Annotated in this window: 12 protein-coding genes; 5 read left to right on the top strand and 7 right to left on the bottom strand. The window is 33.6% G+C overall.

The window, feature by feature from the left end; all coding sequences use genetic code 11:
• Nucleotides 1-52: 52 nt before the first annotated feature.
• The 3 genes from secA (at nt 53) to RM697_RS01615 (ending at nt 5,785) form a co-directional block, all read left to right on the top strand.
• Nucleotides 53-3,412, top strand: coding sequence for a preprotein translocase subunit SecA (secA, locus tag RM697_RS01625; protein ID WP_311426097.1), 3,360 nt, complete (start codon nt 53-55; stop codon nt 3,410-3,412).
• A gap of 196 nt (nt 3,413-3,608) precedes the next feature.
• Nucleotides 3,609-5,171 (top strand): leucine-rich repeat domain-containing protein, encoded by a 1,563-nt coding sequence (locus tag RM697_RS01620; protein WP_311426096.1) that lies wholly within the window; start codon nt 3,609-3,611, stop codon nt 5,169-5,171.
• A 14-nt stretch (nt 5,172-5,185) separates the two neighbouring features.
• Nucleotides 5,186-5,785: a YdeI/OmpD-associated family protein gene (locus RM697_RS01615; RefSeq protein WP_311426095.1), complete on the top strand. Its 600-nt coding sequence runs from the start codon at nt 5,186-5,188 to the stop codon at nt 5,783-5,785.
• Here RM697_RS01615 and RM697_RS01610 read toward each other — a convergent pair.
• Complete coding sequence (locus RM697_RS01610; RefSeq protein ID WP_311426094.1) at nt 5,782-6,714, bottom strand: lytic transglycosylase domain-containing protein; 933 nt, start codon at nt 6,712-6,714, stop codon at nt 5,782-5,784. The two genes, RM697_RS01615 and RM697_RS01610, sit on opposite strands and share 4 nt — an antisense overlap.
• Before the next feature lie 47 nt (nt 6,715-6,761).
• Entirely contained in the window at nt 6,762-7,424 is a 663-nt protein-coding gene (locus RM697_RS01605; protein WP_311426093.1) for an alpha/beta hydrolase family protein, read from the bottom strand.
• Nucleotides 7,425-7,540: 116 nt separating this feature from the next.
• On the opposite strand from RM697_RS01605, the gene RM697_RS01600 reads away from it, so the two are divergent.
• Nucleotides 7,541-7,837: an N-acetyltransferase gene (locus RM697_RS01600; RefSeq protein ID WP_311426092.1), complete on the top strand. Its 297-nt coding sequence runs from the start codon at nt 7,541-7,543 to the stop codon at nt 7,835-7,837.
• Between the two features lie 68 nt (nt 7,838-7,905).
• On the opposite strand, the gene RM697_RS01595 is transcribed toward RM697_RS01600, so the two are convergent.
• The 3 genes from RM697_RS01595 to RM697_RS01585 form a co-directional block, all read right to left on the bottom strand.
• Nucleotides 7,906-8,406: a hypothetical protein gene (locus tag RM697_RS01595; RefSeq protein WP_311426091.1), complete on the bottom strand. Its 501-nt coding sequence runs from the start codon at nt 8,404-8,406 to the stop codon at nt 7,906-7,908.
• A gap of 101 nt (nt 8,407-8,507) precedes the next feature.
• Nucleotides 8,508-9,833: a tRNA (N(6)-L-threonylcarbamoyladenosine(37)-C(2))-methylthiotransferase MtaB gene (gene mtaB / locus RM697_RS01590; RefSeq protein WP_311426090.1), complete on the bottom strand. Its 1,326-nt coding sequence runs from the start codon at nt 9,831-9,833 to the stop codon at nt 8,508-8,510.
• Nucleotides 9,834-9,918: 85 nt separating this feature from the next.
• Complete coding sequence (locus RM697_RS01585) at nt 9,919-10,815, bottom strand: T9SS type A sorting domain-containing protein (protein ID WP_311426089.1); 897 nt, start codon at nt 10,813-10,815, stop codon at nt 9,919-9,921.
• Between the two features lie 96 nt (nt 10,816-10,911).
• Between RM697_RS01585 and RM697_RS01580 the strand changes: the two genes are divergently transcribed.
• Nucleotides 10,912-12,513 (top strand): ABC transporter substrate-binding protein, encoded by a 1,602-nt coding sequence (locus tag RM697_RS01580; RefSeq protein ID WP_432277873.1) that lies wholly within the window; start codon nt 10,912-10,914, stop codon nt 12,511-12,513.
• Here the strand turns inward: RM697_RS01580 and RM697_RS01575 are convergent.
• Entirely contained in the window at nt 12,510-13,685 is a 1,176-nt protein-coding gene (locus RM697_RS01575; protein ID WP_311426088.1) for a GlmU family protein, read from the bottom strand. The genes RM697_RS01580 and RM697_RS01575 overlap by 4 nt on opposite strands.
• A gap of 101 nt (nt 13,686-13,786) precedes the next feature.
• A complete protein-coding gene (locus RM697_RS01570; RefSeq protein ID WP_311426087.1) occupies nt 13,787-14,038 on the bottom strand; it encodes a type B 50S ribosomal protein L31 in 252 nt (83 codons plus the stop codon).
• Nucleotides 14,039-14,041 lie beyond the last annotated feature (3 nt).

The following is a 14,041-nucleotide window of genomic DNA, read 5'->3' as shown; positions in this document are numbered from 1 at the left end:
GCTAGTGCTAAAGGCATATCATTAAGCACTAAAAACCAAAATATACCAACAGATGAGTTTACTAAATTCTGTATTAAAAGTATTTGTCGGAGACAAATCAAAACAAGATGTAAAAGGCATTATGCCTATTGTAGAACAGGTAAAATCTTTTGAGTCTAAACTCGAGAGTTTATCACATGATGCGCTTAGAGATAAAACCCAGGAGTTTAAAACAAAAATAGCAGAGGCACGTCAACCACTTCACGCTAAAATTGATGAGCTTAAAACTAAGGCAGAAACAACAGAAGATATTGATGAGCGAGAAGATATTTATTTAGAAATAGACCGTATTAATGACGAGGTTTATGCCATTACTGAAGATGTACTTAACGACATCTTACCAGAAGCTTTTGCTGTAGTCAAAGAAACAGCAAAACGTTTTGTTCATAATACCACTATTACAGTGCAAGCCAATGCCTTTGATAGAGAAATTTCGGGCTCAAAAGATTATGTTACGCTTGATGGTGATAGTGCTACTTGGGCAAATTCTTGGGATGCAGCTGGTAAGCCTATAACTTGGGACATGATTCATTATGATGTTCAGCTTATTGGTGGTGTAGCCTTACACCAAGGTAAGATTGCAGAAATGCAAACTGGTGAAGGTAAAACACTTGTAGCAACGCTTCCTGTGTATCTTAATGCCTTAGCAGGTAAAGGTGTACACTTAGTAACAGTAAATGATTACTTAGCCAAACGAGATAGTGCATGGATGGCTCCAATTTTTGAGTTTCATGGCTTAAGTGTAGACTGTATAGATTATCACCAACCTAACTCTGCAGCTCGTAAAAAAGCATATAATGCAGATATTACTTACGGTACAAATAACGAGTTTGGTTTTGATTATTTACGCGATAACATGTCACACTCACCAGACGATTTAGTACAACGTCCTCACCATTACGCTATTGTAGATGAGGTCGATTCTGTATTAGTAGATGATGCACGTACACCTTTAATCATCTCTGGTCCTATTCCTAAAGGTGATGAGCATGAGTTTACAGAATTAAAACCTAAGGTTAGTGAGCTAGTTGAAGTACAACGTAAATACCTCGTTGGTGTTTTAGCCGAAGCTAAAAAACTAATCGCTGAAGGTGATACTAAAGAAGGCGGTTTTAAACTTCTACGTGTATTTAGAGGTATACCAAAAAATAAAGCCTTAATAAAATTCTTGAGTGAAGAAGGAATTAAACTCTTACTTCAAAAAACTGAGAATTTTTACATGCAAGATAACAACAGAGAAATGCCAAAAATTGATGCAGAACTCTACTACGTTATCGATGAAAAAAATAATCAGGTAGAACTTTCAGATAAAGGTGTAGAATTCCTCTCTGGTAAAGACAATCCAGATTTCTTCGTTATGCCAGAAATGGGAATTGAAGTTGCTAAAATTGAAGATGCAGGATTATCTAAAGAAGAAGAAGCTGAGAAAAAAGAAGAACTGTTTAGAGACTTCAGTGTAAAGTCTGAACGTATACATACACTTAACCAGTTATTAAAAGCCTATGCTTTGTTTGAAAAAGACATTCAGTATGTGGTTATGGAAAACAAGGTGATGATTGTAGACGAGCAAACTGGTCGTATTATGGATGGTCGTCGTTATAGTGACGGATTACACCAAGCCATTGAAGCCAAGGAAAATGTAAAGATCGAAGATGCTACACAAACCTTTGCCACAGTTACGTTACAGAACTATTTTAGAATGTACCGTAAACTGTCTGGAATGACAGGTACAGCAGTAACTGAAGCAGGTGAATTTTGGGAAATCTATAAATTAGATGTAGTTGAAATTCCTACCAATAGACCAATTGCAAGAGACGACAGACAAGATTTAGTTTACAAAACAAAGCGCGAAAAATATAACGCTGTTATTGACGATGTGGTTAACATGTCTAATGCTGGTAGACCTGTACTTATTGGTACTACTAACGTTGAAATCAGTGAGCTACTTGGTAAGATGCTAAGCATCAGAAAAATTCCTCATAACGTACTTAATGCAAAGCAACATAAAAAAGAAGCAGAGATTGTAGATGAAGCTGGTAGAAGCGGTCAAGTAACTATTGCAACTAATATGGCTGGTCGTGGTACAGATATTAAACTATCAGATGAAGTAAAAGCCGCTGGTGGATTAGCCATTGTTGGTACAGAGCGTCACGATTCTCGTCGTGTAGACCGTCAGTTGCGAGGTAGAGCTGGTAGACAAGGAGATCCAGGAAGTTCGCAGTTTTATGTGTCTTTAGAAGATAATTTAATGCGCTTGTTTGGTAGTGAGCGTATTGCCAAGATGATGGATAGAATGGGATTAAAAGAAGGCGAAGTTATACAGCATTCTATGATTTCAAAATCTATAGAGCGTGCTCAGAAGAAAGTTGAAGAAAATAACTTTGGTGTTCGTAAACGATTATTAGAATATGATGATGTTATGAATGCTCAACGTGAGGTTGTTTACAAACGTCGTCGTCATGCCTTACACGGAGAGCGTCTTCGTGTAGATTTAGCAAACATGATTTTTGATACCTCAGAAGGTATTGCAAACACCAATAAAGAAGCAGACGATTTCAAGAACTTTGAGTTTGAGTTGATTCGATATTTCTCAATGAGTTCACCAATTTCTGAGGCCGAATTTAAAAAGATGGCGCCTCAAGAGATTGCAGGAACAATTTATAAAGCTGCCTTTGCACATTACAGAGATAAAATGCAACGTAATGCAGAATTGGCTTTCCCTGTTATAGAGAACGTTTATGAAAATCAGCGCGATAAATACAAGCGTATCGTTGTGCCTTTTACAGATGGTGTAAAGAATCTACAAGTGGTTACAGACCTAGAAAAAGCTTATGAAACTAAAGGAACTCAGTTAATTAATGATTTTGAAAAAAATATAACATTAGCTATTGTAGATGATGCTTGGAAAACGCATTTACGTAAAATGGATGAGTTAAAGCAATCAGTTCAATTAGCAGTACACGAACAAAAAGATCCTTTACTTATTTATAAGTTTGAAGCGTTTGAGTTGTTTAAATCTATGATAGACCAAGTGAATAAAGATGTGATTTCATTCTTATTTAAAGGCGAAATTCCAACAGAAACACAAAACACCATTAGAGAAGCAGGAGCACGTAAACAAGAAAAATTACAAACGCAGAAAGACGAAATTCCAAACATGGATGAGCGTGCAGCACAGAGCAGAGCTGCAGGAGCAGGTACTTCTAGACAGCAACAACAAGTGGTTGAGACTATTGTTAGAGAGCGTCCAAAAATTGGTCGTAACGATCGTGTTACCATAAAACATGTCATTAGTGGCGAAAACAAAACGGTTAAATACAAACAAGCAGAACCTCTAATTGCTAAAGGCGAATGGGTTTTGGTTGAGGAATAACAGTATCATACTTTTCTATAGAAAATTAAAAATCCTGAGCTAAACCTCAGGATTTTTTTATATGTAAACTTACGTATTGACTTTGTACATATTAAAAGCTAACTTCGATTATCAATCCTTAAGCGCATCACCAAAATTTAGTTACACACTTTTATAAAATTTATTACATTTGGCATTACACTAAAAAACACTAACCATGTCATTGTACCGATTTATTATCACCTTACTTGTTTTAAGCCTTTTCAGCATCACATTACAAGCGCAAAGAGCTAAGGCAGAGTCAGCCTCATCAGTCTATTTTGCAATCCCATCTTATGATATAGCAAGTTCTAATCCAAATGATTTTACTTATAGCTTTGCTATGCCTATGACCAATTTTAATTCGCCTGAGCAGTTTAAGGGAGAAAATGTATGCGTGGCTTCTGGTAGTAAAAATGTATTAAAAGATGCTAAGAACATAACTGTATATCAATATAGAGTTACTGCAGATGTACCAGATGCTTACCTCATTATTAAATCATCTTCTGGAGATATTTTATACGCCGAAGCGTTTAATAACTATAAAACAACAACTAGCATTTTTAGTGATCCTGTAAATTTTGTCTACGGTAAAGATGAGTGCTATTGGCATCCTCAGGTACTAGAAGAGGCCTGGGAAAAAGATAATGAGACTTGGCTAAAAGAGCAACATAATAGAATTAAAAGTAGCACATTTGAAGACGCACAAAGTAGAGCTGAAAACGCGTTTAAAATGGGTTATGTTAGCTATTCACTTAATGTATATACAGGTAAAGGTGGTAAAGACTATGACTATAGCGCTTTAGATAAAGCTCAGCAACTAGCCATATCTGCTTATGACAGTATGCACAAGCAAGGTAACATTAATCAGCAATCTTTGGATGAATTGATGATCGCTGTGAACACCTGGTTAACACATGTAAAAGACTATAATACAGATAATAATAGAGCAAAGATTAATGATAGAGTTGTGCGTGGTTTATATATAAATTTAGCGACAGCACACTATCAGATGTTCGATTTTGATAAAGCTATGGAATATCTTGGACTACATGCAGATACCTATAATAATGCTGTATCTAGAGGCACTAGCCCAGAGGTTATAAATTTATCGCAGCTTATAACAAATCAGCAAAAAGGTATGGCAGCAAATCCAAATATCTCTATTGATTTTACAGCCTTAAATAAAACAGCTATGGCTAATGATAAAATTAATATTACAGTAAAAGACTTAGGAGAAAATAAAGCTGATGAATTGGCAGGAGAACATCATTTTTATGCTAAAGATGCAAAAAAAGAGGCTTCTATTGCAGCAAGTGGTGGAAGTATTTACAAAAGTAATATTAATCAAGGTCAATATGGTCCTACCTTAGTAATGATGAGTGTTTTTGATGGTGATTTAACTGAGTTTCCGGTTGAAGTTACACAACTCAATGTAAAAGGTATCGTATTTACAGGTGGTTATTCTTTTACACGTTTGCCAGCAGAAATTGGGAATATGACCAACCTTGAACAAATTAATCTTATGGATAGTTCTATTACAAGTGTACCAGATGAAATAGGAAATTTAACTAACCTAAAACGACTCAACTTAAGTAGAACTCAAATTTCTTCTTTACCTGAGAGCATCAAAAACTTAAAAAACTTGAAAGTTCTTAATATTAAGAAAACCAAGATCTCTGAAGCTGATGTTGAAAAGATTAAGTCTTGGCTTCCTAAGAAATGTAAAGTAAGGTTTTAGTATTAGGTTTATCCATGCAAAAAATATACGCTGTAGAAGAATACTTAGAATTACACCCAAAATGGGCAGAGGCCTTAACGGCATTGCGTAACATACTGCTCAAAACAGAATTGGTAGAAACCATAAAATGGAGTATACCTACTTACACCGTTAATAACAAAAATGTTATTGGTATTGGAGCCTTTAAAGAGTATTTTGGGTTATGGTTTTTTAATGGTGTGTTTTTAAAAGATAAAGAGCAAGTCTTAATAAATGCGCAAGAAGGGAAAACAAAAGGTATGCGTCAATGGCGTTTTGCTGCTATTTCTGAGCTTAACGAACCACTTATTCTAAACTATATTAAAGAGGCTATAGACAATCAAAAACAAGGGTTGGAGGTAAAACCAAATCGTAAAAAAAAGGCAACTGTTATTCCACCTATATTACAAACAGAATTAGATAATCAACCCGATTTAAAAAATGGCTTTGCAGTATTAACGCCTTTTAAACAGCGAGAATATTGTGAGTATATTACAACAGCAAAACGCGATGCTACAAAGCAATCGCGTTTAGAAAAAATTATACCAATGATTCTTCAAGGCATTGGTTTAAATGATAAATATAGAAACTGTTAAGGCTTAGAATAATAGCCTTCTTTTGGTATATCTATATAATATTGTTTTCTACTTTTATTATTTAAATGCTTCTCGCGTAACCAAGGATTATGAATTTTTAAAATTTTATAGTTAATCCCAAATTTCTGAGCAAATTTAGAAAAGTCAGTTACTGCTGTATCTACTGCAACTTTAATAGTTGGAATATAGGTGTATAAATCCTTCTCTTGGAAATTAAAACCATATTTTGAAGGGTTGCTTAATATCTCTTTTAGCGCCACAATTCTAAACACATAACGACCAGTTTCTTCGCCTAATAATAAATCATAGTAATCGCTAACATCTTGTTGTTTTAATCGTCTCGAAATTCCTGCATTACCACCATTATAAGCTGCAGCAGCAAGTGTCCAAGACCCTAAACGCTCTTTGGCTTTTAATAAGTACTTACAAGCTACTCGTGTGGCTTTTTCTAGGTGATAACGTTCATCTACATTAGTATTAACTTCAAGTCCATTTTCACGACCTGTAGTTTTCATTATTTGCCAAACACCTCTTGCTCCAGCAGGAGACACTGCATTTGTTAATCCACTTTCTATTACAGCCAAATATTTAAAATCATTAGGTATATCATATTCTTCAAGAATTGGCTCTATAATTGGAAAATACTTTTTAGAACGTTTAAACATTAATAAACCATTAGATTGCCAATAGGTGTTTACAAGCAGCTCTCTATCCATACGTTCTAATATATCTGGATTTTGAAGTGGCATTGCTTCGCCTGCAAAGTCTAAATTTTCAGGTACAGTTAAGGCGTACACATTATAATCATTAACTAAAGGTTGTTCTTTTTTAACACTAGCGTCTGAGGGTGCTTTTTGTACAGCAAAAATAAAAAGACCAGATAAACATAGTAATCCGATTGCTGCTAAAGCGTTCTTTATTAAGGTCATAAGTAGAATTTTTTTTAAATGTAATAAATTATTGGTCGTAAGCAAATTTAATTAACAAGAAGACTCGGAAGATTCTCGTTAAACCACTTGTATTTATTAATGATCATTATATGAGTTCCGCCTTTTACAACCAGAGTATCTTCTGTACAGGAATGCGGAAATACAGGGTCTTTATCGCCATGTATATAAATTACACCTTTTAAAGGCTCATTTTGTTCCCAACACACAACTTCTTTAATGGCCCAATCTAAATAACGTTTATTTGTAACAGACAAATATTTCTTATATAATTCTAAACGCTTGGTAATGGTTTCGCCAAAGGCATATTTAGCTAAATAGTCGATATTTTTAACCAACTGTGTTGGAAGAATCTTATATGCCTTGGTTAATTTTACAAGTTTCATGCGTTTAGGAAGCTCGTGTTTAGATTTTACACTAGAGACAACAATAACTGTTTTAAAGTCTCTAAGTTTACTCATCTCTTGGACTAAAATACCTCCAAATGATACACCAAGCAACGCAGCATTAGATTCTGTTATACGAGCGTTCATTCTCTGTGCATAAGCTTTTATATGTTCATTAGGTTCTGGTATTAGCCAATCTAACCAAAGAATTTTAAACTGACTTTCAGGCAATTTAATGTGCTCAAAAATTGTTGGATTTGCAGCCATTCCTGGCATTAAATAAAGGTGTATGATATCTTGACTCATAAGGATTTACAGGAGTAAAACTTTAATCTTAGTATATTTTTTCGTACTTTTGCACTGCAAATCTATAGAAACTATAGATTCTCTCCTAACCGACCGTTGGATTAAAACTAATTATAATGACAGAAGCTGCTGAATTAATTGACAACGATTTTCTACGCCAATTTGAATTAAAAATTGACGACAAACTTGCAAAAATTGAATACTCGTTACAAGAACGAAAAATCTTTTTAACTAAACTAGAAATCCCTGAAGGGATTAACGATGAAGGATTTGAAGAAGATTTTTTAAAACTTGTATTTGATAACATTAAAGAGCGTAACATTAGCGTGGTACCAACAAGTCCACAGATTGCTAAATTTGTAAGACGTAATAGAGCTTACAAACGTATGTTACCAGTTGGTGTACGTATTTAAGCATTAAAAAAAATCAAATAAAAAAAGCCTCAATAGTATTGAGGCTTTTTTTATGGATCATTCTTTTGTTACAACTTAGTATATGTTTTCTCAGAGGTTAAAACTCCAATGATTTCAGTAAGATCTTCGTTATATACCTCAATTGCATAACCTGTTGTTACTATAAGTAAATTATTGTCTTTATAATATGTTCCTCCAAAAGCTTCTATAGTATTATTGCTAACTACATAAGTAGAAGATGCTCCTATAATGCCTTCATCACATCTAAGATGAAATTGATAATCGCCAGTATTTTCATTAGATGTTACATAAATTTTAGGATTGTATTCAATAACTAAGGATATAGTATTATCAGCATCAAAAGTGATAATTTCACTGTTATCACAATCAACTTCATCTAATAAGTTTAGATTAAAAACACCATCTTTATTAATATCTGCTTCTAATCCTACTCTCCACTCGGTTAATTCCCATTCTCCAATAATAGAAACATCTTCAATAGTGTCGTTTTTAGAACAACTAGAGCATACGATAGCAAGCAGTAAAAGGCAATAATTAAAAGATTTCATAATTTGGGGCTTTAATTACAGATGTAAATCTATCTAGGAAATCTTCTCTGGCTCAATAAATTAGTTGAACTACCTATAATTTTGATGTAAGACGCAAATAATCAGACTAATTCATGGATAAACTCAAACCTTACCAATCCATCGTCGTCTATTTTAGTTAGTTCTACATCATGTAATGTGTTAACTAGATCTGGATTCCAAGGTGCTTTAACTTTTACATAATTTTCTGTAAAACCATGTATGTACCCTTCTTTGTTTTCGCCTTCAAATAACACTGTAAGTGTATTACCTATCTGACTTTCGTAGAATGCTCTTCGTTTTTTAGCAGATAAACCTCTTAGCATTTTACTTCGTTTTGCTCTAACATTTTTAGGAACTACGCCTTCCATTTCAGCTGCCATAGTATTCTCACGCTCAGAATAGGTAAATACATGTAAATAGGATATATTTAATTCGTTTAGAAAATTATAGGTTTCTAAGAATAAGTCGTCTGTTTCTCCAGGGAAACCAACAATAACATCAACACCTATACAAGCATTTGGCATTACGGTTTTAATTTTATGAACACGATCTTGGTACAATTCTCTCAAGTAACGTCGTCTCATCAATTTAAGTAAAGTATTACTACCACTCTGTAATGGTATATGAAAATGAGGCACAAAACTATGGCTTGTAGCCACAAAATCTATAGTTTCATTTTTAAGTAAGTTGGGCTCTATTGATGATATTCTTAGTCGTTCAATACCTTGTACTTTATCCAATTCGGTAACAAGTTCAAAAAACGTGTGTTCGTGTTTTTTATTACCAAACTCACCTTTTCCATAGTCACCTATGTTTACTCCAGTTAATACGATTTCTTTAATTCCTTTTTCAGATATTTCCTGAGCATTCTTAAGAACGTTTTCTAAGGTATCACTTCTAGAAATACCTCGTGCTAAAGGAATTGTACAGTAGGTGCATTTATAATCGCAACCATCTTGGACTTTTAAAAAGGCTCTAGTTCGGTCTCCTATTGAGTAGCTACCAACATAGAAATCGGCTTCTTCAATTTCGCAAGAGTGAATTTCGCCATAATCGTTTTTAGTAAGGTCATTGATATAATCTGTAATCTTAAACTTCTCCGTTGCACCTAAAACCAAATCTACACCATTAACATCTGCTAATTCTTGTGGTTTGAGTTGAGCATAACAACCTACTGCAACCACAAAAGCTCCTGGATTAATTTTCTGTGCTTGTTTTACAATGGTTTTAAAACGCTTATCTGCATTTTCGGTTACAGAACAAGTATTAATAACATAAATATCTGCTGCTGATTTAAAGTCTACACGATCAAACCCTTCGTCTATAAAACGTCTGGCAATTGTAGAGGTTTCAGAGAAGTTAAGCTTACAACCTAAAGTATAAAATGCGACTTTTTTTCGTTCCATGATCTTTCCACTGAAAAGGTTGGCAAAGATAACAAAAAAAGCTCCTTAGTAACTAAGGAGCTTTTCGTTATGCTAATAAGATTTATTATTCCTTAACAATACGTTTGGTAACGCTTCCTGAGTCATTACTTAACTTTAATAAGTAAACACCTGTATTAAGGTTGGATATATCTATAGTTCTTTCGTTTGTACCTTTGTATACTTGTTTTCCTAGTACAGAAAATAACTCAATGTTAGTTAACTCATTAACGCTTTCGATATTTATAACATCTTTAGCAGGATTAGGGAAAACTTCAACAGTACTTAAATTTTCGTCACCAACACTTAAATTAGGGGTTCCACTAATTGTAAAAGCTGTTGAAAAAAAAGTTAAACCTAAACCAGAAAAAGAAGTCCAAGTAGAAATTCCAAAAACACCATTATCTATGAGGTGAGCTTCTGAAAGAACTGTAGGTGCTGCAGCAGTAAACCAGTTCCAACGCTCGTCTCCATCAGCATCATCCATAGTCATAACTGGTGCTACAACTAACCAATATGTTCCAGCAGAGAGAACTAAATCTCCACCATTAGCTGCAGTTACATCAATAGTAATATCTACAGATCCTGAAGCTGTATCATCATTAATTGTAAGTGATGGATCAGCAATATCTAGGTTTATTATTTCTAAAACTCCAGTACCTGGAGAGAAAGGGTCTGAAGAAGGTACACCAGAAGCATCAGTATAAATGTATACATCTAAACCAGTTGCAAGTGTTGAAAATGTACCTAAATTCTGAAAACCATAGGCTGTAATTTCTTCTACTCTAGAAGTTGATGTTAATTCAAAATCATCTGTAGAATAAACAGCACCAGGTATATCTGTAAAAACATCAGATACGATTCCGTTTCCGCCAATAGAGGGCTGATCAAATAGAACCGTTTGCGCTGACAAAGAAGCGCAAAGCGTTAAAATAACGACTAAAATTGTGTAGTTTTTTTTCATATTGAAAAAGTTTTTGATTAATTAATAATAAATAAAGATAGCTTTTTTAGTTAACTTTCATGTTTTTATCGATTAAACCAATAAAATACTCTACCATTGAATCGTATTAAAGATTATTTTGTATTTATTATAATCTTGTGTTTTTTAGGGTGTTCAAATCCTAATACTATAGACAATAGTCTGGTATTTAGATATAATGAGCATAAAAACATAAGCTCATTAGATCCAGCATTTTCTAAAGACAATGCAGACATTTGGGCAACTAATCAATTGTTTAACGGTTTATTAGAAATGGATAACAACCTCAATGTTTTGCCTTCTATAGCAAAATATTACTCAGTTTCCGAAGACGCCTTAAATTATACTTTTACCTTACGAAATGATGTGTATTTCCATAAAAATGAACGTTTTGGCAAAGACTCAACTAGACAAGTAATAGCCTCAGATTTTGAATATAGTTTTAATAGGTTATTAGATCCAAAAGTGGCTTCTCCTGGTCGCTGGGTTTTAAATAAAGTACAAGGCTTTAAAGCAAAAAACGATTCTACTTTTGTTATAACATTAAAACAACCTTTTCCTGCATTTTTAGGCTTGTTAACTATGAAATACTGCTCAGTTGTTCCCAAAGAAATTGTGGAACATTTTGGTAGTGATTTTAGAGCAAACCCAGTTGGTACTGGACCCTTTAAATTTAAACGTTGGGAAGAAAATATTAAACTTGTATTAAGAAAGAATCATAACTATTTTCAGAAGGATAAAAATGGTCAAAGCTTACCCTATTTAGAAGCTGTAGCAGTTACATTTTTACCAGATAAGCAGAGTGAATATTTACAGTTTATTCAAGGAAATTTAGATTTTTTAAATTCTTTAGATGCATCTTATCAAGATGATTTATTAACCACAAAAGGTTCGTTAAGATCTAAATATGTAGCTGATATTGATGTTATTAGAGGACCTTATTTAAACACAGAATATTTAGCTTTCTACCTCGATTCTGAGCTTTCTGTATTACAATCTGAGTTACTCCGAAAAGCCATAAACCATGGTTTTGACAGAAAAAAAATGATGCTCTATCTTAGAAATGGTATTGGTATACCTGCTACTGGTGGCTTTATACCAAAAGGACTGCCTGGATTTAATGCAGAAATTGGTTACACCTACCAACCTGAAAAAGCAAAAGAACTTATTAGCCAGTTTAAAGCTGAAACTGGTATCTATAAACCTGAAATAACCATTACCACAACAAGTAACTATCTTAATTTCTGTGAGTTTATTCAACGCGAATTAAGTAAAATAGGTTTAGGAGTTTCTGTAGATGTTATTCCTGCTTCTACCTTAAAGTCTGCTAAAGCTAATGGCAAACTAGATATCTTTAGAGCAAGTTGGGTTGCAGATTATCCTGATGCTGAAAACTATTTATCACTTTTTAGTAGTCACAATTTTGCGCCTTCTGGACCAAATTATACACATTTTAAGAATGCGACATTTGATGAATGGTTTGATAATTCCTACTTAGAAACCAATACTTCTCAACGCGAACAATTATATACCAAAATGGACTCTTTAGTAATGTCTAAAGCTGCAATTGTACCATTATATTATGATGAGGTTATTCGTTTTACAAGAAAAAACGTTAATGGGTTAGGTATAAATCCTACAAATCTTTTAGACCTTAGATACGTTAAGAAATCTAATTAATCTCGTCTAAACTTTTTAGTCTCTTTAAAAACATGTTCTAAAATTGATGCATCAGTTTCGGTAAACTCAACATGACGTCTCGCCATAACAACTTTAGCAACTTCAAATGCTTTTTTAGTAAGATATGTGGTAAATCCTGAATTTCCACCCCAAGAAAAACTAGCAACAAAATTTCTAGGAAAACCACTACCAAAAATATTAGCACTTACACCAACTACTGTTCCTGTATTAAACATAGTGTTAATACCACATTTACTGTGATCTCCCATCATTAAACCACAAAACTGTAATCCCGTTTTAGTAAAACGTTCGGATTGATAATCCCAAAGTTTAACCTCAGCATAGTTATTTTTAAGATTAGAGTTATTAGTATCTGCTCCTAGATTACACCACTCTCCTAACACAGAATTCCCTAAAAAGCCATCATGTCCTTTGTTAGAATACCCAAATAACACCGAATTATTAACCTCACCTCCTACCTTACTAAAAGGACCAATAGTCGTTGGTCCATAAATTTTGGTACTTAGTTTAACTGTAGCTCCATCGCACAGAGCAAATGGTCCTCTAATAACACTACCTTCCATAACTTCTGCATTTTTTCCAATATATATTGGTCCAGAACTTGCATTTAGTGTGGCAAAATTTAATGTCGCACCAGACTCTATAAAAATCTGCTCTGGATTAATTACATTTATAGTGCTAGGAATTTCTTGAGATGTTTTGTCTTTGGTAATCAATTGAAAATCATCCTTTATAGCTTGTCCATTCTTAGAAAAAATATCCCAAGTATACTCTACTTTTAAAACTTCTCCTGAATATTCAATACTCTCAAAAGTTTCGAAATTAATATCATCTTGTCCTTCTTTTGCAAAAAAAGCAATAACATCTTCGTTGTAGAAAATAGCTTGGTTATGCTCTAAATGTTTGATCAGTTCGGTTAACTCAGAATTAGGAAGATAAGACGCATTAATCATAATATTTTCTTCCATTTCTACCATAGGAAATTTATCTGATAAATAATCTTCTGTGATAGTCGTGGTAATATATCCTAAGTAACTTTCCCACTTTTCTCGTATGGTAAGGATACCAATTCTTATATCTGCAACTGGTCTTGTATAGGTAAATGGCAATAAGGTATTGCGTGAAGGACCATCGAAAAGTATATAATTCATTTCTGGAAGCGTAAATTATGCTTTTCAAAAGTAACCTAAAATAAAAGAATAAAAAAAGCCTTTCTGAATTAGAAAGGCTTCACAGTATTGTGTATACTAAATTACTTTTTGAATTTAGCGTATTTGTTTTTAAACTTGTCAATACGTCCAGCTGTATCTACTAGCTTAGATTTACCAGTGTAATATGGATGAGACGTTCTAGAAATTTCTAATTTTACTAATGGATACTCAACACCATCAACCTCAATAGTTTCGGCAGTATCTGCAGTAGACTTAGTTAAAAATACATCATCGTTAGACATATCTTTAAATGCTACAAGTCTATAATTTTCTGGATGTATACCTTTTTTCATCAC

This window comes from Microcosmobacter mediterraneus, assembly GCF_031846265.1.
GTDB lineage: Bacteria > Bacteroidota > Bacteroidia > Flavobacteriales > Flavobacteriaceae > Microcosmobacter > Microcosmobacter mediterraneus.
This window is presented reverse-complemented; position numbering and strand designations above follow the sequence as displayed.

Excerpts from the sequence above, each read along its gene's own strand:
- RM697_RS01595 (WP_311426091.1), bottom strand. The coding sequence starts at position 8,406 with ATGAAATCTTTTAATTATTGCCTTTTACTGCTTGCTATCGTATGCTCT.
- RM697_RS01585 (WP_311426089.1), bottom strand. The coding sequence starts at position 10,815 with ATGAAAAAAAACTACACAATTTTAGTCGTTATTTTAACGCTTTGCGCT.
- RM697_RS01610 (WP_311426094.1), bottom strand. The coding sequence starts at position 6,714 with ATGACCTTAATAAAGAACGCTTTAGCAGCAATCGGATTACTATGTTTA.
- mtaB (WP_311426090.1), bottom strand. The coding sequence starts at position 9,833 with ATGGAACGAAAAAAAGTCGCATTTTATACTTTAGGTTGTAAGCTTAAC.
- secA (WP_311426097.1), top strand. The coding sequence starts at position 53 with ATGAGTTTACTAAATTCTGTATTAAAAGTATTTGTCGGAGACAAATCA.
- RM697_RS01605 (WP_311426093.1), bottom strand. The coding sequence starts at position 7,424 with ATGAGTCAAGATATCATACACCTTTATTTAATGCCAGGAATGGCTGCA.
- RM697_RS01575 (WP_311426088.1), bottom strand. The coding sequence starts at position 13,685 with ATGAATTATATACTTTTCGATGGTCCTTCACGCAATACCTTATTGCCA.
- RM697_RS01600 (WP_311426092.1), top strand. The coding sequence starts at position 7,541 with ATGACAGAAGCTGCTGAATTAATTGACAACGATTTTCTACGCCAATTT.
- RM697_RS01620 (WP_311426096.1), top strand. The coding sequence starts at position 3,609 with ATGTCATTGTACCGATTTATTATCACCTTACTTGTTTTAAGCCTTTTC.
- RM697_RS01570 (WP_311426087.1), bottom strand. The coding sequence starts at position 14,038 with ATGAAAAAAGGTATACATCCAGAAAATTATAGACTTGTAGCATTTAAA.
- RM697_RS01615 (WP_311426095.1), top strand. The coding sequence starts at position 5,186 with ATGCAAAAAATATACGCTGTAGAAGAATACTTAGAATTACACCCAAAA.